This is a genomic window from Streptomyces sp. NPDC012769, assembly GCF_042901205.1.
GTDB lineage: Bacteria > Actinomycetota > Actinomycetes > Streptomycetales > Streptomycetaceae > Streptomyces.
In genome coordinates this window covers 1136467-1163459 of the sequence record NZ_JBIBCP010000002.1, presented here as the reverse complement: position 1 = coordinate 1163459, position 26993 = coordinate 1136467, and the positions used below count along the sequence as shown (strand labels likewise).

Below are 26993 nucleotides of genomic sequence, written 5' to 3'. Positions count from 1 at the left end.
ACGAGGGGGATTTTCCGTGCCGTTCACGCTCAGCCATGCCGCCGCGGTGCTGCCCGCCCTCCGCAGGGACGGGACGGCCCGGGGCCCCTTGGTGACCTCGGCACTGGTCGCCGGTTCCTTCTCGCCCGACATGACCTATTTCGCGGCCACCGCCGTGCCCGACGCGATGTTCTTCGGGGACGTCACGCACTCCTTCCTCGGGGTCGTCACCGTCGACGTGGTCGTCACCGCGGCGTTGGTGGCGCTGTGGCTGATGGTGCGTGAGCCGCTGGTGGCACTGCTGCCGCGCCGCTCGCGGGGCCGGGTGTACGGGCTCGTCCGCGGCCGGCCGTGGCGGGAGCGGCGGCCGGTGTCGCTCGCCGCGTGGTTCGCCGTCTCGGCGGCGCTCGGGGCGATGACGCACGTGGTGTGGGACGCGTTCACCCATCTCGACCGCTGGGGCACCCGGTTGATCCCGGTTCTGGGCGAGGTGGTGGGCGGTCTGCCCGTCTATCTGTACGCCCAGTACGGCGGTTCGGCGCTCGCCCTGCTGCTGCTCGGCTGGTTCACCGTACGGGCCCTGCGCTCGGCCCCTTCGGACGCGCCGCCGCCGGAGCGGGTCCCGGTCCTCGACCGGCGCGGGCTGCTGCTCGCCGCCGGGGTGATCGGGGCGTGCGCCCTGGCGGGCGCGGCGCATCGCGTGCTGCGCTGGTACGCGTACTGGGGCCGGGTCGACTCGCCCCTGGACGTCATCCCGACGTTCTGTTTCGGGGCCGGTGCGGGGCTCTTCCTCGGGGTGGTGCTGTACGGGGCGGGGATGCGGCTGCGGGCTCTCCGGGCTGGGCCCCGCCCGGAGGAGGGCCGCCCGGAGGACCGTCCGGAGGAGGGCCGTCCGGAAACGGAGCAGGGCCGTACGGCGGGACGTGAGCCGGTGCGCTCCCGTCCGGGACTTCGCTGATCCCGTCCGCCGGGGTGAAGCCGCGCGCCGCCGTGCCGGGGCCGAGGCGCCGGTGGACGGCCAGCGCGATCCCCTCCAGGGTCCGCACGCCGTACCGCAAGGTCCCGTTGTCGTGGCTGAGGAGCGCGAGCCGGTAGTCGAGGCCGGTGCCGCGGACGATGCCGACGCTGTGCACCCGCCAGCCGTGGGTGGCGCGGGGCAGCCAGCCGTTCTTGAGGTGGACCTTGGTGCCGCGCGGGGCGCCCGCGGACACGCCCCAGGCCTGACCGGCGATCACCCGGCCCATCAGGTCCAGGGCCGTCGGGCGGCGGGAGACGGCGGCGAGCAGGGCGAGCTGGTCGCGGGCTGTGGTCCTGGTCAGGCCCCAGTAGCTGCCGTGGCCGAGGACCGTGTCGACGGCTCCGGCCTCGCGCAGGACGCGGCGGAGGCGTTCCCGGGAGAGGCCGTCCCACAGCTCGCTCGCGGCGGTGTTGTCCGAGCGGGTGATCATCGCCTTGAGCCGCTGGGTCTCCAGGCGGGTGGGCCGGCGGCCCAGTTCCTCGGCCCGGCCGAGCACGGCCTCCATGATCAGCACCTTGGCGATGCTGGCGGAGTCGTAGGAGCGGTCGTCGACGAGGCGGCAGCGCAGACCCCGTCCGGGGGCGTGGACGGCGACGGAGACGGTGCCGTCGCGGCCCTTGAGCGCGGCGCGGATGTCCGCGGACAGCTTGGCCGCGAGGGTCGGCTCGCGCGACGAGCTGCACGACGCGGACGCGGCGGCGGCCGTGCGGGCCGGGGTGGCGACGGTGGCCGCGAACCCGCCGAGGAGGGCGGCGACGAGGGTCCAGGTGCGCAGGCGGGGGCGGCGGCTCGTGGTCACGGGCATGCCCCCAGTGTCGGGACCGCCGCCCGCCCGGCATCCCGCCGCTGGTCCAAGCGGCCCAAACGAGCGGGGCCCACCGAGCCGCCCGGCCGCCCGTGGCCCGAAGGCGCGAGGCCTCCGGGGCACGGGTCGGGAAACCGTGCGCCCGGGCCGGACCGGCCCACGCCGGCGACAGGCGCCGTCTCGACTCAGTGCGCCGCAGAGTCCCAGTCCGGGCCGACGCCGACCGAGACGTCGAGCGGGGCGCGCAGGTCGACGGCGTGGGCCATCTGTTCGCGGACGAGGGCCTCGACCCGGTCGCGCTCGCCCGGGGCGAGCTCCAGGACGATTTCGTCGTGGACCTGGAGGAGCATCCGGGAGGCGAGACCGGCCTCGGCGAGGGCGCGGTCGACCCGCAGCATGGCGACCTTGACGATGTCGGCCGCGGTGCCCTGGATCGGAGCGTTGAGCGCCATCCGCTCGGCGGCCTCGCGGCGCTGGCGGTTGTCGCTGTTGAGGTCCGGCAGGTAGCGGCGGCGGCCGAGCATCGTCTCGGTGTAGCCGGTGGCGCGGGCCTCGTCGACGACCCGGCGCAGATAGTCGCGCACGCCGCCGAAGCGCTCGAAGTAGGTGTCCATCAGGCCGCGCGCCTCGGCCGGCTCGATGCCCAGCTGCTGGGAGAGGCCGAAGGCGGAGAGCCCGTACGCCAGGCCGTACGACATGGCCTTGATCTTGCGGCGCATCTCGGCGTCGACGGCGGCCCGCTCGACGTTGAAGACCTGTGAGGCGACGGTGGTGTGCAGGTCCTCGCCGGAGGTGAAGGCCTCGATCAGGCCCTCGTCCTCGGAGAGGTGGGCCATCACGCGCAGCTCGATCTGGCTGTAGTCGGCGGTCATCAGGGCCTCGAAGCCCTCGCCGACGACGAAGCCGTGGCGGATGGCGCGGCCCTCGTCCGTGCGCACCGGCACGTTCTGCAGATTGGGGTCGGTGGAGGACAGCCGGCCGGTGGCGGCGACCGTCTGGCTGAAGGTGGTGTGGATGCGGCCGTCGGCGGCGACGGTCTTGATCAGGCCCTCGACGGTGGAGCGCAGCCGGGCCTGCTCGCGGTGCCGCAGCATGATCACCGGGAGCTCGTGCTCGGTCTGGGCGGCCAGCCAGGCGAGCGCGTCGGCGTCCGTGGTGTAGCCGGTCTTGGTCTTCTTCGTCTTGGGCAGGTTGAGCTCGCCGAAGAAGACCTCCTGGAGCTGCTTGGGCGAGCCGAGGTTGAACTCGTGGCCGACGGAGGCGTGGGCCTCCTTCACGGCCTGCTGCACGGCGCCCGCGAACTGCTGCTCCAGGGCCTCCAGGTGGTCGCGGTCGGCGGCGATGCCGTGCCGCTCCAGGCGGGCGAGGAGCGCGGAGGTGGGCAGCTCGACCTCGTGCAGGAGCTCCTTGGCGCCGACCTCGGCGAGCTTCTCCTCGAAGGCGGTGCCGAGGTCGAGGACGGCGCGGGCCTGGCTCATCAGGGCCTCGGCCTCGGCGGTGTCGTCGGCGCCGAAGGCGAGCTGGCCGTCGGCGGCCGCGGCGGGGGCGAGCTCGCGGCCCAGGTACTCCACGGAGAGCGCGTCCAGGGCGAAGGAGCGGCGGCCGGGCTTCACCAGATAGGCGGCGAGCGCGGTGTCCATGGTGACGCCGGCGACGCTCCAGCCGTGCTCGGGGAAGACCCGCATGGCGCCCTTGGCGTTGTGCAGGACCTTCGGCCGCGCGGGGTCGGCGATCCAGGCGGCCCAGGCCCGCTCGTCCGCCTCGTCGAGCTCGGAGGGGTCGAACCAGGCGGCGGCGCCGTCGCCGGAGGCGAGGGCGATCTCGGCGACGCTTCCCGTGCCGAGCGCCCAGCTGTCGAGGGTGGCGACGCCGAGCGGCTGCCCGCCGTGCTCGGCGAGCCAGCCGGCGAGCTCGCCGGAGCCGAGGACGGTGAAGTCGAGGTCGAGGCCGGGGGCCGGGGCGGGGGCGGTCTCCTCCGCGGCGCCGGGGTCGACGGCGAGGAGCCGCTCGCGCAGCGAGGGGTTGCGGATCTCCAGGGTGTCGAGGACGAGGGCGACGGCCGTGCGGTCGTACGGCTCGCGGGCGAGGTCCGCGACGGTCTTCGGCAGCTCGACGTCGCGGACCATCTCGGTGAGGCGGCGGTTGAGCTTCACCGACTCCAGATGGTCACGGAGGTTCTGGCCTGCCTTGCCCTTGACTTCCTCGGCGCGCTCCACCAGGTCCGCGAAGGAGCCGAACTGGTTGATCCACTTCGCGGCGGTCTTCTCGCCGACGCCGGGGATGCCGGGCAGGTTGTCCGACGGGTCGCCGCGCAGGGCGGCGAAGTCGGGGTACTGCGACGGCGAGAGTCCGTACTTCTCCTGGACCTTCTCCGGGGTGAAGCGGGTCAGCTCGGAGACGCCCTTGGTGGGGTAGAGCACGGTGGTGTGGTCGGAGACCAGCTGGAAGGAGTCCCGGTCGCCGGTGACGATCAGGACCTCGAAGCCCTCGGCCTCGGCCTGGGTGGCGAGGGTGGCGATGACGTCGTCCGCCTCGAACCCGTCGATGGCGAAGCGGGGGGCGTGCATGGCGTCGAGCAGCTCGCCGATCAGCTCGACCTGCCCCTTGAACTCGTCGGGGGTCTTCGAGCGGTTCGCCTTGTACTCGGGGAACTCCTCGGAGCGCCAGGTCTTGCGGGACACGTCGAAGGCGACGGCGAAGTGCGTGGGCGCCTCGTCGCGGAGCGTGTTCGCCAGCATGGACGCGAAACCGTAGATCGCGTTCGTCGGCTGCCCGGTGGCGGTGGTGAAGTTCTCCGCGGGCAGTGCGAAGAACGCCCGGTACGCCAGGGAGTGCCCGTCCATGAGGAGCAGGCGCGGGCGGTTCTCTTCGGTCATCTCGGTCTTCTTCGCTGCTGTCTCGGCCACGGGACGATCCTGCCACGCGCCACTGACATTCCCGTCCACCCGCCGACGGTGACCGACCGTGCACCGGCCGTGCACCGGCGGTGCGTGGTCCGTTGTCGGTGGCGCGTGACAGGATCGGAGACGTACGAGTCCTTCATCGCTCAAAGGAGAGCGCGATGGTCAGCAAGCCGCCGGCCGGCGACCCGGTCCAGGACGCGCCGCGGGTCGCGGCGCCGCAGCACGCGGCCGCCGGGCTGCCCGCCGTCGCGCACACGCTGAGGATGGCCCACGAGCAGATGGGTGTGCGGCGCACGGCGCGGACCCTGCTCAAGGTCAACCAGAAGGACGGCTTCGACTGCCCGGGCTGCGCCTGGCCGGAGGCCGACAAGCGGCACGTGGCGGAGTTCTGCGAGAACGGGGCGAAGGCGGTCGCCGAGGAGGCGACGCTGCGCCGGGTGACGCCGGAGTTCTTCGCCGCGCACCCGGTGGCGGACCTGGCGGAGCGCAGCGGCTACTGGCTGGGCCAGCAGGGCCGGATCACGCAGCCGATGTATCTGCCGGAGGGCGCCGAGCGGTACGAGCCGGTGAGCTGGGAGCGGGCGTTCGCGATCATCGCGGAGGAGCTGACGGCGCTCTCCTCCCCCGACGAGGCCCTGTTCTACACCTCGGGTCGTACGAGCAACGAGGCCGCGTTCCTGCTCCAGCTGTTCGCCCGCGAGTTCGGCACCAACAACCTGCCGGACTGCTCCAACATGTGCCACGAGTCCTCGGGCTCGGCGCTCACGGAGACCCTCGGCGTCGGCAAGGGCAGCGTGTCCCTGGAGGACCTGCACCGGGCGGATCTGATCGTGGTCGCCGGGCAGAATCCGGGCACGAACCATCCGCGGATGCTGTCGGCGCTGGAGAAGGCGAAGGCGGCGGGGGCGAGGATCATCTCGGTGAACCCGCTGCCGGAGGCGGGCCTGGAGCGGTTCAAGAACCCGCAGACCGCGCAGGGGATGCTGAAGGGCGCGGCGCTCACCGATCTCTTCCTGCAGATCCGCATCGGCGGCGACCAGGCCCTGTTCCGGCTGCTGGGCCGGCTGGTCCTGGAGACGCCGGGCGCGGTGGACGAGGAGTTCGTCGCCGCGCACACCCACGGCTTCGAGGCGTTCGCGGCGGCGGCCCGCGAGGCCGACTGGGACGAGACGCTCGCCGCGACCGGTCTGACCCGCGCCGAGATCGAGAAGGCCCTGGAGATGGTCCTGGCCTCGGAGCGGACGATCGTCTGCTGGGCGATGGGCCTGACCCAGCACAAGCACTCCGTGCCGACCATCCGCGAGGTGGTCAACCTCCTGCTCCTGCGGGGCAACGTGGGCCGGCCGGGCGCCGGGGTGTGTCCGGTGCGCGGGCATTCCAATGTGCAGGGCGACCGGACGATGGGGATCTTCGAGCGGCCGGCGCCGGCCTTCCTGGACGCCCTGGACAAGGAGTTCGGGATCGTCTCGCCGCGCCACCACGGTTTCGACGTGGTGCGGTCCATCCGGGCGCTGCGCGACGGCGAGGCGAAGGTGTTCTTCGCGATGGGCGGCAATTTCGTCGGGGCGACCCCGGACACCGAGGTCACCGAGGCGGCGATGCGCAACGCGCGTCTGACCGTCCATGTGTCGACCAAGCTGAACCGCTCGCACGCGGTGACCGGCAGGCGCGCGCTGATCCTTCCGACGCTGGGCCGCACGGACAAGGACGTGCAGAGGAGCGGCAAGCAGTTCGTCACGGTCGAGGACTCGATGGGTCTGGTGCACGCCTCCCGGGGGAACCTGCCGCCGGCGAGCCCGCACCTGCTCTCGGAGCCGGCGATCGTGGCGCGGATGGCGCGGGCGGTGCTGGGCGAGGGTTCGGCGACGCCGTGGGAGGAGTTCGAGGCGGACTACGCGCTGATCCGCGACCGCATCGCGCGGGTGATCCCCGGTTTCGAGGACTTCAACGCGCGGCTCGCGGCGGACCCGGGCGGCTTCGCGCTGCCGCACGCCCCGCGCGACGAGCGCCGTTTCCCGACGAAGACCGGGAAGGCGAACTTCACGGCGGCGCCGGTGGAGTATCCGAGGGTGCCCGAGGGGCGGCTGCTGCTGCAGACACTGCGCTCGCACGACCAGTACAACACCACGATCTACGGTCTGGACGACCGCTACCGGGGCATCACGGGCGGCCGCCGGGTGGTCCTGGTCCACCCCGAGGACGCGGCGGCGCTGGGCTTCGCCGACGGGGCGTACGCGGATCTGGTGAGCGAGTGGACGGACGGCAGCGAGCGGCGGGCGCCCGGCTTCCGGGTGGTGCACTATCCGACGGCCCGGGGCTGCGCGGCGGCGTACTACCCCGAGACGAACGTGCTGGTGCCGCTGGAGTCGACCGCGGACATCAGCAACACCCCCGCGAGCAAGTCGGTCGTCGTGCGTCTGGAAGAATCCGCACCCGCCTAAGCGTTTGCTCAGGCAGTGCGGAAGAAGACCAGCCGTCCGACGACGAACGGAGCCCGGTGATGGGTGAGCAGCAGCATGTGAAGTTCCCGCAGGAGGTCATCGACGAGTACGCCTCGCTCGGCGTGGATCTGCCGGCGCTCTTCTCGGCCGGACACCTCGGGAACCGGATGGGTGTGCAGATCCTGGAGGCCTCCGCGGAGCGCGTGGTCGGGACCATGCCGGTGGAGGGCAACACCCAGCCGTACGGTCTGCTGCACGGCGGCGCCTCGGCGGTGCTCGCCGAGACCCTGGGGTCGATCGGCTCGATGCTGCACGGCGGCGTCTCCCGCATCGCGGTGGGCGTCGACCTGAACTGCACCCACCACCGGGGTGTGCGCAGCGGCCTGGTGACCGGGGTCGCGACGCCCGTGCACCGGGGCCGGTCGACCGCCACGTACGAGATCGTGATCACCGACGAGCAGGACAAGCGGGTCTGCTCGGCCCGCCTGACCTGCATGCTCCGGGAGATCGGCGCGAAGGACGCGGGCGACCTTCCGGAGGCGGGCCGCCTCGACGGCGCCGGCGCCTGAGCGAAGCGGCCCTCGGCCGCCCGGAGCCCCGGTACGGATCTTCCGCACCGGGGCTCCGTCGTTCCCGCTCCCCCAACTCCCCGATCTTCAGGACCTCTTGCCCTCCCGCGCGTCAGCCGGTTCACTGGCGACCCTCCCCCCACAGGAGAAGACCCGGTCCACCACACACCGAGGGGCTCTTGTTGACCGCCGTACGCACCACCACCATGGCCACCGCCGTGACCGCCGCCGCCTGCGCCGCCGTGATCGCCACCGCGATCCCGTCCGCGGCGATCAACTCCTACAACGCCGCTCCCGCGCCCGAGCGCACCGAGGTCGGCGCCCTGGTGGCGACCTGGGACAACGACGACGACCCGGCCACGCCCGACCGGGTCGACTGGGTCTGCTCGGGCACCATGATCGACGCGGACACCTTCCTCACCGCGGCGCACTGCACGACCGACTGGCCGGAGAACGTGCGTTTCTACGTCTCCCTCGACCAGGACGTCCAGGGCGGGCTCGACCGGGCCGCCGCCGAGCACCCCGGCGACCCGACGGCCGTCGCGCGGGCCGTGGCGGTCGAGGGGCGGGCGATCAGTCACCCCGCGTACCCGGGACCGGCCTCCGACGACCACGACATATCGGTGATCGAACTGCCCGCGGCCAAGATCAAGGAGCGCTGGAGCTTCACCCCGGCCACCCTGCCGAAGGCCGGGGCGCTGAGCGCGCTCGGCCCGCAGGGACTGAACGACACCGACTTCCTCGTCGCCGGGTACGGCACGCAGGAGGCGCAGCGCGGGCCGGGCGGTCACACGCACCCGGGCGGCGGGGTGCGCATGAAGGCGCCGGTCTCCTTCAACGCGCTGAACAACGCGTGGGTCCGTCTCGCCATGACGGCCCCGCAGGGCAACGGCGGTGCCTGTTACGGCGATTCGGGCGGTCCGAACTTCGCCACGCTGGGCGGCCGGCTCACCCTGGTGGCGACCACCATCACGGGCGACGGCCCCTGCTACGCCACCAACGTGGTGTACCGACTGGACACTCCCGGTGCCCGCGACTTCCTGAAGCCGTACGTCCAACTCCCTTGACCGGCAGGCCTTTCGCTCCGGCCGGGACCGCGCTCGCCGCGGCCCTGGCCGGCTGCCTCCTGACCCTGGGCACCGGGTGCGACCAGGCGCCCCGAGACCCCGCGCCGCGCGCGAGCACGCCTGCGGACATCTGCACAAGTCTCGTGTCGTACTGGGTGAAAGAGGCACTGAAGGGAAGCTCGTGGGCCGGGCTCGACTGGGAGCAGAAGGGCCTGTCGAACGAGCAGTACGCGCTCCACGACGAGGTGCTGGTCGCGGCGCGGGCGGAGGAGCGCCGCGCCGGGCGGGCGTCGGCCTTCGCACTGACCGACCGGGAGACGCGCCGGCGGTGCGAGGCGGCGAAGGGCGCGACGGGGAGTTCGGAGAACTGGCGACCGCCCAGCGAACACGGAGTTCCCACCAGCGGGTCTCGGCCATCACCCCCGTAACGCTGCGTGACATTCGCTCCGCGAGGAAAGAGCTCGGAAGCGGAGTGATCAGGTCGACCCATCCGTCCGCTCACGCCGAGGCGAGTGTCCGATATCCGGATACCCCTCCGAGAGGGCCGTCAGCACCATGATCTGCTCAAGCCCCTTAGCGGAACTGCACGTTCTCACTATGTGAACACCGCACTACGGACCGATGTGCCCGAGTTTGCCCCTGGCCCGCACACCGGTTCCCCCCGTCGGCATAACAAGACAGTCACATCATGACCTGGGCGCTCCCCGACCTTCCCCACCTGCGCCTAGAGTCACGGCCAGTCACCGCGCCGCCGGGCGCCCTCTCTGCACGGCCTGCTCGACCCAGTACGGCCCGGCATCGAAAACGGCACCTCTAGCTACACGCTTCACGGCACCGCCTCAGCTCGAGGGGGCCGCGCCAGGGAAAGGAATCTTCGTGCGACACCGTTCTTTGCTCATCCTGACCAGCGTCCTCACCACAGGAGCGCTCACCCTCACCGCCTGCGGTTCGCGTGACGAGGGCAAGGGTGGCGGCGACAACGCCGGCGGCACCACGACCGTGGTGATCGGCGTCGACGCCCCTCTCACCGGTTCGCTTTCCGCTCTGGGCCAGGGCATCAAGAACTCCGTGGACCTCGCGGTCAAGACCGCCAACAAGGACAAGGTCGTCCCCGGCGTCACCTTCAAGATCGAGGCCCTCGACGACCAGGCCGTCCCCGCCTCCGGCCAGGCCAACGCCACCAAACTGGTCGGCAACAAGGACGTCCTCGGCGTCGTCGGCCCGCTGAACTCCGGCGTCTCCCAGCAGATGCAGGGCGTCTTCGCCGCGGCCAACCTGGCGCAGGTCTCCCCGGCCAACACCAACCCGTCCCTCTCCCAGGGCGACAACTGGGGCAAGGGCGAGTTCAAGCGCCCCTTCAAGACCTACTTCCGCACCGCCGCCACCGACGTGGTCCAGGGCAAGTTCGCCGCCCAGTACCTCTTCAAGGACGCCGGCAAGAAGAAGGTCTTCGTCGTCGACGACAAGCAGACCTACGGCGCCGGCCTCGCGGCGATCTTCTCCGCCGAGTTCAAGCGCCTCGGCGGCCAGGTCGTCGGCACCGACCACGTCACCGTGAAGGAGACCGACTTCTCCTCCACCGCCGACAAGGTCAAGGCCTCCGGCGCCGACTCCGTCTACTTCGGCGGCCAGTACCCCGAGGGCGGCCTGCTCTCCGACCAGATCAAGAAGACCGGCGCCAAGATCCCCGTCATGGGCGGCGACGGCATCTACGACCCGGCCTTCATCAGCGCCTCCGCCGAGGCCAACGACGGTGACCTGGCCACCTCGATCGGCTTCCCGGTCGAGAAGCTCGACACCGCCAAGAAGTTCATCGCGGACTACAACGCGGGCGGCTACAAGGACCCCTACGCGGCCTACGGCGGCTACTCCTACGACGCCGGCTGGGCCATCATCCAGGCCGTCAAGGCCGTCGTCGAGGCCAACGGCGGCAAGCTGCCCTCCGACGCCCGCGCCAAGGTCACCGAGGCCCTGGGCAAGGTCTCCTTCGACGGTGTGACCGGCAAGGTCTCCTTCGACGAGTACGGCGACACCACCAACAAGCAGCTCACGGTCTACAAGGTCGAGGGCGGCAAGTGGATCGACGTCAAGAGCGACACCTTCAACCAGTAGTCCCCGCCCCGGCACCGGGCCGGGAACCCCGCACCAACTGAACCAAGCCGCGCGAGGGCGCAAACAGCGCCCTCGCGCGGAGTCTTATCCGACAAGCTCATCGGAGGCCTGCGGTGCACGAACTGCCGCAACAGCTGGCCAACGGCCTGGCCCTCGGTGCCCTCTATGGCCTCATCGCCATCGGGTACACCATGGTCTACGGCATCGTCCAGCTCATCAACTTCGCCCACGGCGAGATCTTCATGATCGGGGGCTTCGGTGCCCTCACCACCTACACCGCTCTGCCGAGCGGAACGTCCCTGCTGGTGGCGATACCGCTCATGATCGTCGGTGGCGCGATAGCCTCCGTGGCCGTCGCCACCGCCGCCGAGCGCTTCGCCTACCGCCCGCTGCGCAACGCGCCCCGGCTCGCGCCGCTGATCACCGCGATCGGCCTGTCCATCGCGCTGCAGCAGCTCGTGTGGCAGTTCTACCCGGACGCCAAGAAGGCCGTCAGCTTCCCCGAGTTCCAGGGCGAGGCCTTCCAGATCACCGACGGCCTCCAGATCCAGCGCGCCGACGCCTTCGTCCTCGCCCTCGCCCCCCTGTGCATGCTCGCCCTCGGCCTCTTCGTCTCGAAGAGCCGCAGCGGCCGCGCCATGCAGGCCACCGCACAGGACCCCGACACCGCGAAGCTGATGGGCATCAACACCGACCGCATCATCGTCATGGCCTTCGCCATCGGTGCCGCGTTCGCCGCCGTCGCCGCCGTCGCCTACGGCGTGGACAAGGGCCAGATCAACTTCGAGATGGGCTTCATCCTCGGCCTCAAGGCCTTCACCGCGGCCGTCCTCGGCGGCATCGGCAACATCTACGGCGCCATGATCGGCGGCGTCGTCCTCGGCATCGCCGAATCCCTCTCGATCGCCTACATCGAGGAAATCCCCGGCATGCAGCAGCTCGGCGGCGGTGCCTGGTCCAACGTGTGGGCCTTCGTCCTCCTCATTCTCGTCCTCCTCGTGCGGCCCCAGGGCCTGCTCGGCGAGCGCGTCGCGGACAGGGCGTGAGCACCATGACCGACACCCTCACCAAGACCCCGGCCACCACCACGCCCAAGGGCCTGCTCTGGACGATCGCCGCCGGCTCCGCCGCGGCCGCCGCCAGCACCTTCCTCGCCTGGACCTGGACCACCCTCTTCCCGGGCAACCTCACGGTCTACGGCTACCCCGCCCCGCTCCAGATGCTCACCCTCGTCGGGGCCGTGCTCACCGGCGCCCTCGCGCTCTCCGCGCTCGGCGTCAAGGGCCTCGGCTGGCTCACCCCCACCGGCGCCCGCCGACCGCTGTGGATCATGGCCCTCGGCACCTTCGCCACCACCCTGTTCACCGCGCTCTCGATCATCGTCGAGCTGGGCGCCCTGGTGGACCTGGAGCCCGGCGCCGGCGTCGCCGTCCTCGCCGCGGCCGTCCCCGCGATCGCCGCGTACAAGCTCCCCGACGACACCCGCAAGGCGGCCCCCGCCAAGCAGCTGTCCTCCTGGGCCGAGATCCTGATCATCATCGCCGTCTTCGCCCTCGGCCTCTACGTCGTCACCTTCGGCATCGACACCGAGGACTCGGAGCCGCAGCTCTTCATCGCGTACCTGATCCTGGTCGGCTTCTCCGCCACCGCACTGGTCAAGTCCGGACTCAGCGCCCGACTCACCCAGATCACCGCCCGCAACCGCCAGGTGACGGTGACCGCGAGCCTGTTCGCCGCCATCGCCTTCCCGTTCATCCAGCAGAGCGGCGACACCTACACGCTGATCGCGGTCAACATCCTGATCTTCGCGACCGTCGCCCTCGGCCTGAACATCGTCGTCGGCCTCGCCGGCCTGCTCGACCTCGGTTACGTCGCCTTCCTCGGCGTCGGCGCCTACACCGCCGCCCTGGTCTCCGGCGCCACCTCCTCGGCCTTCGACGTCCAGTTCCCCTTCTGGGCCGCCGCCCTCACCGGCATGGCCGCCTCCCTGATCTTCGGCGTCGTCATCGGCGCCCCGACCCTGCGGCTGCGCGGCGACTACCTCGCCATCGTCACCCTCGGCTTCGGAGAGATCTTCCGCATCGCCATGGGCAACCTGGACGGCACCTCCGGCCCCCAGATCACCAACGGCCCCAACGGCATCCCGAACATCCCGCAGCTGGAATTCTTCGGCTACAACTTCGGCGAGTCCCACACCGTCCTCGGCATCGAGCTCGGCGCCTACGCCAACTACTACCTGCTCATGATCCTGGTCATGGCCCTGGTCATCATCGTCTTCGCCCGCGCCGGCAACAGCCGCATCGGCCGCGCCTGGGTCGCGATCCGCGAGGACGAGACCGCCGCCACCGCCATGGGCATCAACGGCTTCCGCGTCAAGCTCGTCGCCTTCGCCCTCGGCGCCGCCCTGGCCGGCCTCGCCGGCACCGTCCAGGCACACGTCAACACCACGGTGGTCCCGGAGAACTACGTCTTCGCCGGCCCCGTCCCGCCGAACTCCGCCTTCCTGCTCGCGGCCGTCATCCTCGGCGGCATGGGCACCATCAGCGGCCCCATCGTCGGCTCCGCGCTGCTCTTCCTGATCCCGGCCAAGCTGCAGTTCCTCCAGGACTACCAGCTGCTCGGCTTCGGCATCGCGCTGATCGTGCTGATGCGGGTCCGCCCCGAGGGCCTCATCGCCAACAAGCGGGCGCAGCTGGAATTCCACGAGAACGACGACCAGCCCGACGTACCCGAACCGCGTCAGTCCGCCGAAGCGGAAACCGACGCGCCATCGGACGCCGGTGCGGCGAAGGCAGGGGCGTGAACGCCATGACCACCACCACCGAGAACGGCGCCACCCAGACCGCCACGGCCGCCACCGTCCTGGACGCCAGCGGGGTCACGATGCGCTTCGGCGGCCTCACCGCCGTCCGCGACGTCGACCTCACCGTCCGCGAAGGCGAGATCGTCGGCCTGATCGGCCCCAACGGCGCCGGCAAGACCACCTTCTTCAACTGCCTGACCGGCCTGTACGTCCCCACCGAGGGCCAGGTCAGCTACAAGGGCACGGTGCTCCCGCCCAAGCCGCACCTGGTCACCCAGGCCGGCATCGCCCGCACCTTCCAGAACATCCGCCTCTTCTCCAACATGACGGTCCTGGAGAACGTCCTCGTCGGACGCCACACCCGGACCAAGGAGGGCCTCTGGTCGGCGCTGCTGCGCGGCCCCGGCTTCAAGAAGGCCGAGGCCGCCTCCCGCGAACGCGCCATGGAACTCCTGGAGTTCGTGGGCCTGGCCAACAAGGCCGAGCACCTCGCCCGCAACCTGCCGTACGGCGAGCAGCGCAAGCTGGAGATCGCCCGCGCGCTCGCCAGCGACCCCGGCCTGCTGCTGCTCGACGAGCCCACGGCCGGCATGAACCAGAGCGAGACCCGCACCACCGAGGAGCTCGTCTTCGCCATCCGCGACCGCGGCATCGCCGTCCTGGTCATCGAGCACGACATGAAGTTCATCTTCAAGCTGTGCGACCGGGTCGCCGTCCTCGTCCAGGGCGAGAAGCTCGTCGAGGGCACGGCCGAGGTCGTCCAGGGCGACGAGCGCGTCGTGGCCGCCTACCTGGGCACGCCCTTCGAGGGCGCGCCCGGCGCGGAGGAGCTCGCCGAGGTCGAGGCCGCGGAGGCCCACGCCGAAGCGGAGGCCGAGGCGGAGACCCAGGCCGCCGAGCCGGCCGAGACCGAGGCGGCCGACGAGCCCGACGAGGCCGACGAGGCGGCTCCGGCCGACGACACCGACGACGCGGCCCCCACCGCCGACGCGGACAGCACCACCGAAGGAGACTCCAAGTGACCGCACTCCTGGAGGTCGAGGACCTCAGGGTCGCCTACGGCAAGATCGAGGCCGTCAAGGGCATCTCCTTCTCCGTCGAGGCGGGCCAGGTCGTCGCCCTGATCGGCACCAACGGCGCCGGCAAGACCACCACCCTGCGCACCCTCTCGGGCCTGCTCAAGCCCACCGCCGGCAAGATCCTCTTCGACGGCCAGGCGCTCAACGGCATCCCGGCCCACAAGGTGGTCTCCCTGGGCCTCGCCCACTCCCCCGAGGGCCGGCACATCTTCCCCCGGCTCACCATCGCCGAGAACCTCCAGCTGGGCGCCTTCCTGCGCAGCGACAAGGACGGCATCGAGCGGGACATCCAGCGGGCCTACGACCTCTTCCCGATCCTGGGCGAGCGTCGCAAGCAGGCCGCGGGCACCCTCTCCGGCGGCGAGCAGCAGATGCTGGCCATGGGCAGGGCGCTGATGTCCCAGCCCAAACTGCTGATGCTCGACGAGCCCTCCATGGGCCTCTCCCCGATCATGATGCAGAAGATCATGGAGACCATCGCCACGCTCAAGTCCGAGGGCATGACCATCCTGCTCATCGAGCAGAACGCACAGGCCGCGCTCTCCCTCGCGGACCAGGCGTACGTGCTCGAGGTCGGCAAGATCAAGCTCTCCGGCACGGGCCAGGAGCTGCTCCACAACGACGACGTGCGCAAGACGTACCTCGGCGAGGAGTAACCCTCCGCCCGCTCCGCCACGAACGGAAGGCCCGCCCCACAGTGACGTGGGGCGGGCCTTCTCCGTAGAGGTAGCCGGTCCGTACGGGCCGGCTACTGCTCCTTGGCCTTGGCCGCCTTCTTCTCCTCGGCGTCCTCGATGACCGCCTCGGCGACCTGCTGCATCGACATGCGCCGGTCCATCGACGTCTTCTGGATCCAGCGGAACGCGGCGGGCTCGGTCAGCCCGTACTGCGTCTGCAGGATCGACTTGGCACGGTCGACCAGCTTGCGGGTCTCCAGACGCTGGGAGAGGTCCGCGACCTCCTTCTCCAGGGCGCGCAGCTCGGCGAAGCGGGAGACGGCCATCTCGATGGCCGGCACGACGTCGCTCTTGCTGAACGGCTTCACCAGGTACGCCATGGCGCCGGCGTCCCGGGCGCGCTCGACGAGCTCGCGCTGGGAGAAGGCGGTGAGCATGAGGACCGGGGCGATGGACTCCCCGGCGATCTTCTCGGCCGCCGAGATGCCGTCCAGGACCGGCATCTTCACATCGAGGATCACCAGGTCCGGCTTGTGCTCCCGGGCCAGCTCGACGGCCGTGGCCCCGTCGCCGGCCTCGCCGACGACGGTGTAGCCCTCCTCCTCCAGCATCTCTTTGAGGTCGAGACGGATGAGGGCCTCGTCCTCGGCGATGACGACGCGGGTCGTCAGCGGCGGGACGTGGGACGCGGTGGCGGCGTCGTCGTCGGCGACGGGCTGGGGCGACTCGGGGGCGGTCACGCGGGCTCCTCGGTGGGCGCAGTTTCTGCTCCCCATGAGCCTACCTAGCTGCGGTAAGGTGGACGCGCGCAGGGTCATGGGAAACCTTTGATTTTGCGGGCCCCGGTAGCCCAATTGGCAGCAGGCAGTGGATTCAAAACCCACACAGTGTCGGTTCGAGTCCGACCCGGGGCACTTTTCCTTCAGTTCCAAGGTCACGACCCCTCGGAACGGTCGTCACTCACACGTGTGAACCACGACGGTTCACACCCCGCGACAGAGGCGGGCGAGCAAGGCTCGATCACATGTACGACCTCGGGACCCGTAAGCGGGCGCTGGCTCTCGTCGCCCAGGGCCGCAGCCTCAACTCCGTCAGCAAGCAGCTGAACGTCTCGCGTCATGCGATACGCACCTGGAGGACGCGGCTCGAACCCAAGCCACGGATCTCCGCCCAGACCGCCCCGTGCCCGAGATGCCGGCCGGTGCCGGGCGTCCCGGTCGCCACGGCCGAGTACGCCTACCTCCTCGGGCTCTACCTCGGCGACGGCTGTATCAGCGCTCACCCCAAGGGGGGCCACCATCTGCGGATCGCGTGCGCCGACGCCTGGCCCGGCTTGATCGAGATGTGCCGGGCCGCGATCAAAGCCGTACGCCCCGAGGGCAGCGTCTGCGTCCTGCAGAAGCAGGGGTGCGTCATGGTCACCAGCTACGGCCGGCACTGGACGTGCCTGTTCCCCCAGCACGGCCCGGGCAAGAAGCACGAGCGGCGCATCGCGCTCGAACCCTGGCAGCAGGAGATCGTCGACGCGCACCCCTGGGACTTCCTCCGGGGGCTGGTGCACTCCGACGGGGCGCGGATCGTCAACTGGACGGAGAAGACGATCGCCGGGCGGACGAAGCGCTATGAGTACCCCCGGTACTTCTTCACGAACACGTCGGAGGACATCGTGCGGCTGTACACAGCGGCCCTCGACCGGGTCGGGGTCGCCTGGCGGAGCCGGCGGCGTGCGACGGGAGCGCAGGACGTGTCCGTGGCACGGCGGGCCTCCGTCGCCCTCATGGACGCCCACGTCGGCCCCAAGTACTGACCTCAGCCCGTCACCGGGTCCCCGATGTGGTGGACGCGGACCATGTTGGTGGAGCCGGCCACGCCGGGCGGGGAGCCGGCGGTGATGACGACGATGTCGCCCTTCTGACAGCGGCCGATGCGGAGCAGTTCCTCGTCGACCTGGGCGACCATGGCGTCGGTCGAGTCGACGTGGGGGCCGAGGAAGGTCTCGACGCCCCAGGTGAGGTTGAGCTGGGAGCGGGTGGACGGTTCGGGGGTGAAGGCGAGGAGGGGGATCGGGGAGCGGTAGCGGGAGAGGCGTTTGACGGTGTCGCCGGACTGGGTGAAGGCGACGAGGAACTTGGCGCCGAGGAAGTCGCCGATCTCGGCGGCGGCGCGGGCGACGGCGCCGCCCTGGGTGCGGGGCTTGTTCCGGTCGGTGAGCGGGGGGAGGCCCTTGGCGAGGATGTCCTCTTCGGCGGCTTCGACGATCCGGCTCATGGTGCGCACGGTCTCGATGGGGTATTTGCCGACGCTGGTCTCGCCGGAGAGCATGACGGCGTCGGTGCCGTCGATGACGGCGTTGGCGACGTCGGAGGCTTCGGCGCGGGTGGGGCGGGAGTTGTCGATCATCGAGTCGAGCATCTGGGTGGCGACGATGACCGGCTTGGCGTTGCGCTTGGCGAGCTTGACGGCTCGTTTCTGGACGATCGGGACTTGTTCCAGGGGCATTTCGACGCCGAGGTCGCCGCGGGCGACCATGATGCCGTCGAAGGCGGCGACGATGTCGTCGATGTTGTCGACGGCCTGGGGCTTCTCGATCTTGGCGATGACCGGGACGCGGCGGCCTTCCTGGTCCATGATCCGGTGGACGTCCTCGACGTCGCGGCCGCTGCGGACGAAGGAGAGGGCGATGACGTCGGCGCCGGTGCGCAGGGCCCAGCGGAGGTCGTCGACGTCCTTGTCGGAGAGGGCGGGGACGGAGACGGCGACTCCGGGGAGGTTGAGGCCCTTGTTGTCGGAGACGATGCCGCCTTCGACGACGCGGGTGTGGACGCGGGGTCCTTCGACGGAGGTGACCTCGAGGGTGACGCGGCCGTCGTCGACCAGGATGCGTTCGCCGGGGGTGACGTCGTCGGCGAGGCCGGGGTAGGTGGTGCCGCAGTGGTGGCGGTCGCCTTCGGCCGGTTCGGTGGTGATGGTGAAGTGGTCGCCGCGTTCAAGGAGTACGGGGCCTTCGCGGAAGCGGCCGAGGCGGATCTTCGGGCCTTGAAGGTCGGCGAGGACGCAGACGCTGCGGCCGGTCTCGTCGGCGGCCTTGCGCACGCGCTGGTAGCGCTCCTCGTGGTCGACGTAGCTGCCGTGGCTGAGGTTGAGGCGGGCCACGTCCATTCCGGCTTCGACCAATGCCTTGATCTGGTCGTATGTTTCGGTGGCGGGCCCAAGGGTACAAACGATTTTCGCTCGGCGCATGAGGCGAGCCTAGGGCTTACCGGCTGGTAGCGAAGGGGTCGGGCATGTCGACTCAACAACCTTTCGGTGAAAGGTTGTTGACAAGTCTTGAATCTGTGCGCGGGCTTGCTCCGATGAGCGGTTTACGGGGTCGGGGCGCCGGTGTCTCACAGCGCGGACGTCAGAGTGCGGGCGGGCTCATGACGAAGCGTGCGGCGACCTCCGCGGTGACGGTCTGTCGCTGCGGCTCCAGGTCCAGCGCAGGGGGTGCCTCGGTGCTCTCCGCGGCGAAGGCCATCCGCATGCCGCCTCCCGGCGGGCCCGACATGCCGGGGCCGGGGCCGAGGCCCGTGTCGGAGAGTTCGAGGAGCGCCACCAGGGTGGAGCCGAGTGCCTCGGCGTATTCGCGGGCCCGGCGCACCGCCTCGCGGACGGCCTGGCGGCGTGCCTCCGCGTGTGCCGGGGAGTCGGGGCGCAGGGACCACCAGGGGCCGTCGACGCGGGTCCATTCCAGGTCGGCGAGGCGGGTGACGAGTTCACCGAGGGCGGTGAAGTCGGTCAGTTCGGTGGAGAGGTGCACCCAGCCCTGGTAGCCGCGGACGCGTTCGCCGCGGCCGTGGCGGGCCGGTTCGGGGGTGACGGACAGGGCGCCGGTCTCCAGGGTGGCGACCGCCTCGCCGTAGGACTTGATCAGGGTGATCGCTTCGGTGTTACGGCTCGTCAGGGTGGCGAGGACGTCGGTGCGGTCGGTGCCCCGGGCGCGGAGGGAGACGCCGATGCGGGCGCGTTCCGGTTCCACCTCGAGGCGGCCCTCGCCGCGGACCGTCACCTGGGGGGCCTCGGGGGTCGGGGGGTGCTGTGTCATACCGAACACTTTCCCATTCCGTCATCGACAGGGGCTGTTGCGACCGTGCGGTCTGAGCCAGAATCTACGCGCGTTGTGCGCCATGGGCAGCGCTGACACAAAAGGGGAGAAACACATGCCGCTGAACCGCCGGGCCTTCTTGGAGGGCTCCGCCGCCGTCGGAGCCGGAGCCGCTCTCACCACCGGGCTCGCCGCCCCCGCCGAGGCCCACCCGGCCCGCCCCCGGCCGGCCAAGCGGTACTCGTTCACCGTGATGGGCACCACCGATCTGCACGGGAACGTCTTCAACTGGGACTACTTCACCGACAAGGAGTTCGACGACAAGGCCCACAACGACGTCGGTCTGGCCAAGATCTCCACCCTGGTGAAGCAGGTCCGCGCGGAGAAGGGCGAGTGCAACACCCTGCTCATCGACGCCGGTGACACCATCCAGGGCACCCAGCTGTCGTACTACTACGCCAAGGTCGACCCGATCACGCAGGCCGGCGGCCCGGTCCACCCCATGGCGCAGGCGATGAACGCCATCGGCTACGACGCCGCGGCGCTCGGCAATCACGAGTTCAACTACGGCATACCGGTGCTGCGGAAGTTCCAGGAGCAGTGCGACTTCCCGCTGCTCGGTGCCAACGCGCTCGACGCGAAGACGCTGCGGCCGGCCTTCCCGCCGTACAGCATGCACCGGCTGCGGACGCCGCACGGCCGTGACGTGAAGGTGGCGGTGCTCGGTCTGACCAACCCGGGCATCGCCATCTGGGACAAGGCCAACGTCTCCGGCAAGATGGTCTTCCCCGGTCTGGAGGAGCAGGCGGCGAAGTGGGTGCCGAAGCTGCGCTCGATGGGCGCCGACGTGGTGATCGTCTCCGCTCACTCCGGCTCCAGCGGCACCTCCTCGTACGGTGACCAGCTGCCGTACATCGAGAACGCGGCCGGGCTGGTCGCCGAGCAGGTGCCGGGCATCGACGCGATCCTCGTCGGCCACGCGCACACGGAGATCGCCGAGTACCGGGTGACCAACAAGGAGACCGGCAAGGACGTGGTCCTGTCGGAGCCGCTCAAGTGGGGTCAGCGGCTCACCCTCTTCGACGTGGACCTGGTGTGGGAGAAGGGCCGCTGGGTCGTGGAGAGGCTCGGCGCGACCGTGCTGAACTCGAACACGGTGCCCGAGGACCCGGAGATCACCGGGCTGCTGGCCGACGAGCACAAGAAGGTCGTCGCGTACGTCAACCAGATCATCGGCACCTCCACCGCCGTCATGACCACGGCCGACGCGCCGTGGAAGGACGAGCCGATCATCGACCTGATCAACGTGGTCCAGGCCGAGACGGTGAAGGCGGCTCTGGCGGGCGGTGCCTACGCGGACCTGCCGGTGCTGTCCCAGGCCTCCTGTTTCTCCCGCACGGCACGTATCCCGGCCGGGCAGGTCACCATCCGGGACGCCGCCGGGCTCTACCCCTTCGAGAACACCCTGGAGGCCCGTCTGATGACGGGCGCCCAGCTGAAGGACTACCTGGAGTACTCGGCGAAGTACTACGTCACGACGCCGGCGGGCGCGCCCGTCGACACGGCGAAGCTCACCAACGCGGACGGCACCCCGGACTACAACTACGACGCCGTGTCCGGCCTGACGTACGAGATCGACATCGCCAAGCCGGCCGGGCAGCGGATCGTGAACCTGTCCTTCGAGGGCAGGCCGCTCGACCCGGCGGCGCGGTTCGTGCTCGCGGTCAACAACTACCGGGCGAGCGGCGGCGGCGCGTTCCCGCACATCGCGGGCGCGCAGCAGCTGTGGGCGAACTCGGACGAGATCCGCAACACCATCATCCAGTGGGTGAAGGCGAAGGGGACGGTCGATCCGGCCGCCTTCGCGTCGGTGGGCTGGAAGCTGACGCGGGACGGCGTGCCGGTGTTCTAGTCCGTCAGCCGTCAGACGTCACCCGTCAGACGTTCTGTGTGAGAGGCGTCAGCTTCTGGCCCTGGGCCGGGATGCTCGGCGCCTCTCGCGCGTCCAGGCCGAAGCTGGTGAAGGCGGTGCGGCGGGGCAGCGGGTAGGGCTCCTTTCCGGTCACCGAGTTGAGGATGACCGCGCTGCGCCAGGCGGCGAGTCCCAGGTCGGGGGCGCCGACGCCGTGGGTGTGCTTCTCGGCGTTCTGGACGTAGACCGAGCCGGTGACCGAGGCGTCGAGGACGAGTCGGTAGGTGGCGTCGATCCTGGCCCGGCCCGCGGAGTCGTGGCGCAGATACGGGTCGAGGCCGGCCAGCATGCGGTCGACCGGGCGTTCCCGGTAGCCGGTGGCGAGGACCACGGCGTCGGTGGTGAGGCGGGAGCGGGTGTTCTGCTGGAGGTGTTCGAGGTGCAGCTCCACCTTGGTGGTGGCGACCCGTCCGGCGGTGCGGACGCGGACGCCGGGGGTGAGGACGGCGTCCGGCCAGCCGCCGTGGAGGGTGCGGCGGTAGAGCTCGTCGTGGATGGCGGCGATGGTGTCGGCGTCGATGCCTTTGTGCAACTGCCATTGGCGGGGGACGAGTTCGCCGCGGGTGTGTTCGGGCAGGGCGTGGAAGTAGCGGGTGTAGTCGGGGGTGAAGTGCTCCAGGCCCAGTTTGGAGTACTCCATCGGTGCGAAGGCCTCGGTGCGGGCCAGCCAGTGCAGTTTCTCCGCTCCGGCGGGGCGGGCCCGCAGCAGGTCGAGGAAGACCTCGGCGCCGGACTGGCCGGAGCCGATCACGGTGACGTGTCCGGCGGCGAGCAGTGTCTCGCGGTGGGCGAGGTAGTCCGAGGAGTGGATCACCGGCACGCCGGGGGCGTCGGCGAGCGGGCGCAGCGGCTCGGGGACGTAGGGCTCGGTGCCGACGCCGAGGACGACGTTGCGGGTGTAGGAGCGGCCGAGGGCCTCGGCCTCGCCGTCGGCGTCGAGCTGGGTGTAGTCGACCTCGAAGAGGCGGCGTTCGGGGTTCCAGCGGACGGAGTCGACCTGGTGTGCGAAGTGGAGTCCGGGGAGGAGGCCGCTGACCCAGCGGCAGTAGGCGTCGTACTCGGCGCGCTGGATGTGGAACTTCTCGGCGAAGTAGAAGGGGAAGAGCCGGTCGCGGCTCTTGAGGTAGTTGAGGAAGGTCCAGGGGCTCGCCGGGTCGGCGAGGGTGACCAGGTCGGCGAGGAAGGGGACCTGGAGGGTGGCGCCCTCGATGAGCAGTCCGGGGTGCCAGTGGAAGTCGGGTCGCTGTTCGTAGAAGGCGGTGGCGAGGCCGCCGGGGACGCCGTGGGCGAGGGCGGCGAGGGAGAGGTTGAACGGGCCGATGCCGACGCCCACCAGGTCGTGGGGACGGTCGGGGTCGGGTTGCGGGGTGCTGGTGGTGCCGCCGGTGCTGCCGGTCATCGGGGGGTGCTGCCTTCCACGAGGGTGATGATCTCTTCGAGGTCGCCGGGGGTGGCGTGGGGGTTGAGCAGGGTGGCTTTGAGCCAGGTCCGGCCGTCGGCCGTGGCCCGGCCGAGGACCGCGCGGCCTTCGGCGAGGAGGGTGCGGCGGACCGCCGCGACGGCGCCGTCGGGGAGGTCGTGGGGCCGGAAGAGCACGGTCGTCAGGGTCGGCCGGGCGTACAGCTCGAGGCCCGGTGCCTTCTCCACGAGGTCGGCCAGGTGTCGGGCCCGGTCCATGCAGGCGTCGACGAGGGCGCCGAGTCCGGTGCGGCCGAGGGCCCGGAGGGTGACGGCGGTCTTGATGACGTCGGGGCGGCGGGTGGTGCGCAGGGAGCGGCCGAGGAGGTCGGGGAGTCCGGCTTCGGTGTCGTCGTCCGCGTTCAGGTAGTCGGCGGTGTGGGCGAGGACGGCGAGGTCGGTGGCGTCGCGTACGGCGAGGATTCCGGCGGCGGCGGGCTGCCAGCCCAGTTTGTGCAGGTCGACGGTGACGGTACGGGCCCGGTCGAGCCCCGCGAGGAGGGCGCGGTGGGTGTCGCTGAACAGCAGGGGTCCGCCGTAGGCGGCGTCCACGTGGAGGTCGGCGCCGTGTGCGGCGCACAGGTCGGCGATCTCGGGGAGCGGGTCGATCTGCCCGGCGTCGGTGGTGCCGGCGGTCGCGGCGACGAGGAGGGGGCCGCCGAGGTCGGTGAGGGCCTCGTCCAGGGCGACGGGGTCCATGGTGCCGTTGGGGGCGGGGACGGTGACCGGTTCGGGCAGTCCGAGCAGCCATGCGGCGCGGTGGAAGGAGTGGTGGGCGTTGGCGCCGACGACGACGCGTGTGTGGGCTTGTCGTTCCCGGGCGAGGAGGAGGGCGAGCTGGTTGGACTCGGTGCCGCCGGTGGTGACGAGGGCGTCGGGGGTGCCGGTCTCGGACGTGGCGGGGGTGCCGGTCTCGGCCGTGGTGGGGAAGATCTCGGTGGCGAGGGCGGTGGTGACGAGGGCTTCGAGCGCGGAGGCGGCCGGGGCCTGGTCCCAGGAGTCCATCGACGGGTTGAGGGCGGACGCGGCGAGGTCGGCGGCGACCGCGAGGGCGAGCGGTGGGGTGTGGAGGTGTGCCGCGCACAGAGAGTGGGCGGGGTCGGCGGCGCCGGCGGCGAGCGCGTGGACGACGGCGCGCAGGGCCTCGTCGGGGCCGGTGCCCTTCTCCGGGAGCGCCTCCCCCAGGGCCTCCCGCACCTGGCGCGTGACGGCCTCCGGGCCGCCGGCCGGGAGGGGGCCGCGGCGTGCCGCGGCGCCGTCGTGGAGGGCGTCGAGGACGGTCGGCAGGAGGGCGCGCAGGGCGGTGGAGTCGGCGGCGAGGGGCGGGGGTTCGGCACGCATGGACGACAGGGTGCCGGGGTTTTCGCCGGTGTGTCCGGAGAGGGCCGTGGTGTGACCCGAACGAGGGACGGGGCCTTGCGCGAGGCCCCGTCCTCTGGGTCGTCGTCCGGCGGCGGGCCGGTGGTCGTGCGGCACGCGGCCGGCCCCTGCGGCCGGCCGCGGTCGCGGACCTTCAGGGCTCTGGCTAGCCGCGGACCTTCAGGGCCCTCCTCAGGTCGTCCAGCTGGTCGGTCAGCTTGCGGTGGAGGGCGGGGATCATGTCGTCCTGGGCGAGGTGGCGTTCGCCCAGGGCCAGGGACTCCGCGTCGACCGCGTAGGACGGGAAGGCCCAGCGGCCCGCCGCCTCGGCCATGGCGGGGCCACGGCGTTCGGCCAGGGCGACGGCCGCGGGGTAGAAGCGGGCCACGTAGGGGGCGACGAGCTCGGACTGCTCGGGCTGCCAGAAACCCTGGGCGGTGGCGGTGAACAGGTAGTTGGACAGGTCGTCGGAGTCGAACATGGCCGACCAGGCGGCTTCCTTCGCCTCCGGGGTGGGCAGCGCGGCGCGGCAGCGGGCGGCGCCCTCCTGGCCGGTGGCGCTGGGGTCGCGGTCGAGTTCGGCGGCGACGGCGGCCTCGTCGACGGCGCCGAGGACGGCGAGGCGGGCGAGGATGCGCCAGCGGAGCTCCGGGTCGAGCTCGGGTCCGCCGTGGACGGTGCCGTCCTCCAGCCAGGAGGCGATCTTCTGCGGGGTGGTGGCGCTGTCGATGAAGGTGCGGACGGCCGTGAGGCGCAGGCCCGGCGAGTCGCCGTCCTCGGTGCGGCGCAGCAGGTCGCGGGTGAGGGCGGTGAGGGTGGCGAGGGCGGCGGGGCGGTCGGCCTCGGAGACGTAACGGTCGGCGATCTGCGTACGGGCGAAGCCGAGGACGCCCTGCACGACGGCGAGTTCGGTCTCGTCGCAGAGGTGCGCGAGGGCGAACTCCAGGTAGTCGGAGGGCTCCAGCTGGGCGTCGCGGACCATGTCGCGCATGGCGTTCCAGACGACCGCTCGGGTGAGGGCGTCGGGGATCCGGGAGAGGGAGCGCAGGGCGGTCTCCTCCGAGTCCTCGTCGAAGCGCATCTTGGCGTAGGTGAGGTCGTCCTCGTTGAGGACGACGAGCGCCGGGCGGGGGCCGGCCAGGTGGAGCGGCGCCGCCTGCGGCACGTCGACGTCATGGCGCGCCCGCAGCAGGGGCGCGCCGGCCGAGTCGCGGTCGTAGACGCCGACCCGGATGCGGTGCGGGCGGCTGCCGTCGCGGTCCACGGTGAGCCGCCACGCCGTGCCCTTGCCCTCCAGGCGCGGGGTGAGGGTGTCGACGCCGGTGGTGCGCAGCCACTGCTCGGCCCAGCCGTGGACGTCGCGGTCGGTCGCGGCGGCCAGGTTGTCGATGAAGTCGGCGAGGGTGGCGTTGCCGAACCTGTGGCGCTTGAAGTGGATGTTGATGCCGGCGAGGAAGTCGTCCTCCCCCATCCACGCGACGAGCTGGCGCAGTGCGGAGGCGCCCTTGGCGTAGGAGATGCCGTCGAAGTTGAGCAGCGCGGAGGCGGTGTCGGGGACGGCGTCCGGGTCGGGGGCGACGGGGTGGGTGGAGGGCCGCTGGTCGGCCTCGTAGCCCCAGGACTTGCGGGTGACGCCGAAGTCGATCCAGGTGTCGGCGAAGCGGTCGGAGCAGGCCTCGTTGATGGTCTGGAAGCCCATGTACTCGGCGAAGGACTCGTTGAGCCAGATGTCGTCCCACCAGCGCAGGGTGACGAGGTCGCCGAACCACATGTGGGCCATCTCGTGCGCGATGACCATCGCGCGGGTCATCCGCTCGGTGTCGGTGACGGCGGAGCGGAAGACGAACTCGTCGCGGAAGGTGACGAGTCCGGGGTTCTCCATGGCGCCCGCGTTGAACTCGGGGACAAAGGCCTGGTCGTACGAGTCGAAGGGGTACGGCTCGTCGAACTTCTGGTGGTAGCGGTCGTAGCAGGCCTTGGTGACGTCGAGGATCTCGTCGGCGTCGGCGTCGAGGTACGGGGCGAGCGAGCGGCGGCAGTGGATGCCGAAGGGCAGGCCGGCGTGTTCGGTGCGGACCGAGTGCCAGGGTCCGGCGGCGACGCAGACGAAGTAGGTGGAGAGCAGCGGGGTGGGGGCGGCGGTCCAGCGGCCGTCGGGCTGCTGCTCGGTGATGCCGTTGGCGAGGACGGTCCAGCCTTCGGGGGCGGTGACGGAGACCTCGAAGACGGCCTTGAGGTCGGGCTGGTCGAAGGCGGCGAAGACGCGCTGGACGTCGTCCATGAACAGCTGGGTGTAGACGTACGTCTCGCCGTCGGTGGGGTCGGTGAAGCGGTGCATGCCCTCGCCGGTGCGCGAGTAGCGCATGGTGGTGCTGACGCGGAGGGTGTGCTCGCCCTCGGTGAGGGTGAGGGGGAGCCGGTTGTCGTCCAGGGCCGCGATGTCGAGCGGCTCGCCGTCGAGGACGGCGGAGTGGAGGGTTTCCGGCTTGAGCTCGACGAAGGTGTCCCCGGCGGCGCGGGCGGTGAAGCGGATGAGGCTGGTGGAGGCGAAGGTGTCGTCGCCGGTGGTGAGGTCGAGGTCCACGGTGTAGTGGTGGACGTCGAGCAGCTGGGCACGGGTCTGCGCTTCGTCGCGCGTCAGTACGGACATGCGCCCATGCTGCCCGA

Annotated in this window: 19 protein-coding genes, 1 tRNA gene and 1 pseudogene; 13 read left to right on the top strand and 8 right to left on the bottom strand. The window is 71.1% G+C overall.

The features are described 5' to 3' along the window. Window positions 1–16: 16 nt before the first annotated feature. Window positions 17–937, top strand: a complete 921-nt coding sequence (locus ACFY7C_RS14330; protein ID WP_389648886.1) for a DUF4184 family protein — start codon at window positions 17–19, stop codon at window positions 935–937. 136 nt (window positions 938–1073) lie between these two features. Here the strand turns inward: ACFY7C_RS14330 and ACFY7C_RS14325 are convergent. Both ACFY7C_RS14325 and polA read right to left on the bottom strand, forming a co-directional pair. After that, window positions 1074–1427: pseudogene (locus ACFY7C_RS14325) on the bottom strand (serine hydrolase); the annotation flags it as partial. Window positions 1428–1987: 560 nt separating this feature from the next. Beyond that, on the bottom strand, window positions 1988–4708 hold the full coding sequence (gene polA / locus ACFY7C_RS14320; protein WP_389648883.1) for a DNA polymerase I: 2721 nt from the start codon (window positions 4706–4708) through the stop codon (window positions 1988–1990). Between the two features lie 155 nt (window positions 4709–4863). On the opposite strand from polA, the gene ACFY7C_RS14315 reads away from it, so the two are divergent. From ACFY7C_RS14315 to ACFY7C_RS14275, 9 genes are all read left to right on the top strand, one after another. Beyond that, window positions 4864–7146 carry an FdhF/YdeP family oxidoreductase gene (locus tag ACFY7C_RS14315; protein ID WP_389648880.1) on the top strand — a complete coding sequence of 761 codons (2283 nt, stop codon included), beginning with the start codon at window positions 4864–4866 and terminating at the stop codon, window positions 7144–7146. A gap of 59 nt (window positions 7147–7205) precedes the next feature. Continuing rightward, window positions 7206–7715 (top strand): PaaI family thioesterase, encoded by a 510-nt coding sequence (locus ACFY7C_RS14310; RefSeq protein ID WP_389648878.1) that lies wholly within the window; start codon window positions 7206–7208, stop codon window positions 7713–7715. A 182-nt stretch (window positions 7716–7897) separates the two neighbouring features. Next, entirely contained in the window at window positions 7898–8782 is an 885-nt protein-coding gene (locus tag ACFY7C_RS14305) for a trypsin-like serine protease (RefSeq protein ID WP_389648875.1), read from the top strand. Continuing rightward, on the top strand, window positions 8779–9210 hold the full coding sequence (locus tag ACFY7C_RS14300; protein ID WP_389648872.1) for a hypothetical protein: 432 nt from the start codon (window positions 8779–8781) through the stop codon (window positions 9208–9210). The genes ACFY7C_RS14305 and ACFY7C_RS14300 overlap by 4 nt, the downstream gene beginning before the upstream one ends. Window positions 9211–9658: 448 nt before the next feature. Beyond that, window positions 9659–10894, top strand: coding sequence for a branched-chain amino acid ABC transporter substrate-binding protein (locus ACFY7C_RS14295; protein ID WP_389648869.1), 1236 nt, complete (start codon window positions 9659–9661; stop codon window positions 10892–10894). 113 nt (window positions 10895–11007) lie between these two features. Next, the gene (locus tag ACFY7C_RS14290) at window positions 11008–11940 is read left to right on the top strand and encodes a branched-chain amino acid ABC transporter permease (RefSeq protein ID WP_389648866.1); all 933 of its coding nucleotides are present in this window, start codon (window positions 11008–11010) and stop codon (window positions 11938–11940) included. A 5-nt stretch (window positions 11941–11945) separates the two neighbouring features. Further along, window positions 11946–13697 carry a branched-chain amino acid ABC transporter permease gene (locus ACFY7C_RS14285; protein WP_389649529.1) on the top strand — a complete coding sequence of 584 codons (1752 nt, stop codon included), beginning with the start codon at window positions 11946–11948 and terminating at the stop codon, window positions 13695–13697. A 5-nt stretch (window positions 13698–13702) separates the two neighbouring features. Further along, window positions 13703–14719: an ABC transporter ATP-binding protein gene (locus tag ACFY7C_RS14280; protein ID WP_389648863.1), complete on the top strand. Its 1017-nt coding sequence runs from the start codon at window positions 13703–13705 to the stop codon at window positions 14717–14719. Beyond that, window positions 14716–15432 (top strand): ABC transporter ATP-binding protein, encoded by a 717-nt coding sequence (locus ACFY7C_RS14275; protein WP_389648860.1) that lies wholly within the window; start codon window positions 14716–14718, stop codon window positions 15430–15432. Before ACFY7C_RS14280 ends, ACFY7C_RS14275 begins: the two co-directional genes overlap by 4 nt. A 92-nt stretch (window positions 15433–15524) precedes the next feature. On the opposite strand, the gene ACFY7C_RS14270 is transcribed toward ACFY7C_RS14275, so the two are convergent. After that, window positions 15525–16193: a response regulator gene (locus ACFY7C_RS14270; RefSeq protein WP_345489405.1), complete on the bottom strand. Its 669-nt coding sequence runs from the start codon at window positions 16191–16193 to the stop codon at window positions 15525–15527. Window positions 16194–16292: 99 nt separating this feature from the next. Here ACFY7C_RS14270 and ACFY7C_RS14265 point away from each other — a divergent pair. Beyond that, window positions 16293–16367 (top strand) — tRNA-Leu (locus ACFY7C_RS14265). A 110-nt stretch (window positions 16368–16477) separates the two neighbouring features. Then, window positions 16478–17260, top strand: coding sequence for a transcriptional regulator (locus tag ACFY7C_RS14260; protein ID WP_389648856.1), 783 nt, complete (start codon window positions 16478–16480; stop codon window positions 17258–17260). Between the two features lie 2 nt (window positions 17261–17262). On the opposite strand, the gene pyk is transcribed toward ACFY7C_RS14260, so the two are convergent. Next, entirely contained in the window at window positions 17263–18693 is a 1431-nt protein-coding gene (gene pyk / locus ACFY7C_RS14255) for a pyruvate kinase (RefSeq protein ID WP_389648853.1), read from the bottom strand. 160 nt (window positions 18694–18853) lie between these two features. Next, the gene (locus ACFY7C_RS14250; protein ID WP_389648850.1) at window positions 18854–19537 is read right to left on the bottom strand and encodes an SIMPL domain-containing protein; all 684 of its coding nucleotides are present in this window, start codon (window positions 19535–19537) and stop codon (window positions 18854–18856) included. A gap of 115 nt (window positions 19538–19652) precedes the next feature. Between ACFY7C_RS14250 and ACFY7C_RS14245 the strand changes: the two genes are divergently transcribed. Beyond that, window positions 19653–21449 carry a bifunctional metallophosphatase/5'-nucleotidase gene (locus ACFY7C_RS14245; protein ID WP_389648847.1) on the top strand — a complete coding sequence of 599 codons (1797 nt, stop codon included), beginning with the start codon at window positions 19653–19655 and terminating at the stop codon, window positions 21447–21449. Window positions 21450–21474: 25 nt separating this feature from the next. On the opposite strand, the gene ACFY7C_RS14240 is transcribed toward ACFY7C_RS14245, so the two are convergent. The 3 genes from ACFY7C_RS14240 to pepN form a co-directional block, all read right to left on the bottom strand. Continuing rightward, on the bottom strand, window positions 21475–22908 hold the full coding sequence (locus tag ACFY7C_RS14240) for a lysine N(6)-hydroxylase/L-ornithine N(5)-oxygenase family protein (protein WP_389648844.1): 1434 nt from the start codon (window positions 22906–22908) through the stop codon (window positions 21475–21477). Beyond that, a complete protein-coding gene (locus ACFY7C_RS14235; protein ID WP_389648841.1) occupies window positions 22905–24308 on the bottom strand; it encodes a pyridoxal phosphate-dependent decarboxylase family protein in 1404 nt (467 codons plus the stop codon). Before ACFY7C_RS14235 ends, ACFY7C_RS14240 begins: the two co-directional genes overlap by 4 nt. Window positions 24309–24492: 184 nt before the next feature. Beyond that, a complete protein-coding gene (pepN, locus tag ACFY7C_RS14230) occupies window positions 24493–26976 on the bottom strand; it encodes an aminopeptidase N (protein ID WP_389648838.1) in 2484 nt (827 codons plus the stop codon). Window positions 26977–26993: the final 17 nt, after the last annotated feature.